A 467-nucleotide genomic window follows, 5' to 3' on the forward strand; every position below is an offset into this window, starting at 1 on the left:
GAGTGACTGGATCTGGGCTGCACTGGCCTTGCTGCTGGTGGCCGAAGGGCTTGGGCCTTTGCTCCATCCCAAGGGCTGGCGTGAGGTGTTTGAGCGCATGCTCACGCTCAGCGATGGGCAGTTGCGCTTTGTGGGCTTGTGCAGCGTGCTGGTGGGTTTGCTGCTCGGTGCGCTGGTCTGGTTGCACTGAACTCCCCGCCTCGCGTGCAGTTTGGCTGCACTTGTTTTCGTTGTGCTGTCAGAAATTCGCGCAGCCACGGCGCGGGCTTGCCCGGTACAATGCCGTTTTTAATCCCCCTGGATTCGTCCATGTCCTCAGCTTGGCTCTTGCCTGAGCACTTTGCCGACGTCCTGCCGTCTCAGGCTCGCTGCATCGAAGAGCTGCGGCGCGAGTTGCTGGATATGGCTCGCACCTACGGCTGCGAGCTGGTGGTGCCACCCTTGGTGGAGCACCTCGACTCCCTGCT

The 467-nt window shown here is 61.9% G+C and carries 2 protein-coding genes; both read left to right on the forward strand.

The genetic code is table 11. The features are described 5' to 3' along the window. Positions 1–190, forward strand: a 190-nt coding sequence (locus ACG04Q_RS25565; protein WP_394514703.1) for a DUF2065 domain-containing protein, incomplete at its 5' end; no start/stop codon positions are given. 119 nt (positions 191–309) lie between these two features. Beyond that, on the forward strand, positions 310–467 hold a 158-nt coding region (locus ACG04Q_RS25570; RefSeq protein WP_394514704.1), incomplete at its 3' end, for an ATP phosphoribosyltransferase regulatory subunit.

It is taken from the genome of Pelomonas lactea (assembly GCF_043555885.1).
In the GTDB taxonomy this organism is placed as follows: Bacteria; Pseudomonadota; Gammaproteobacteria; order Burkholderiales; family Burkholderiaceae_C; genus Pelomonas; species Pelomonas lactea.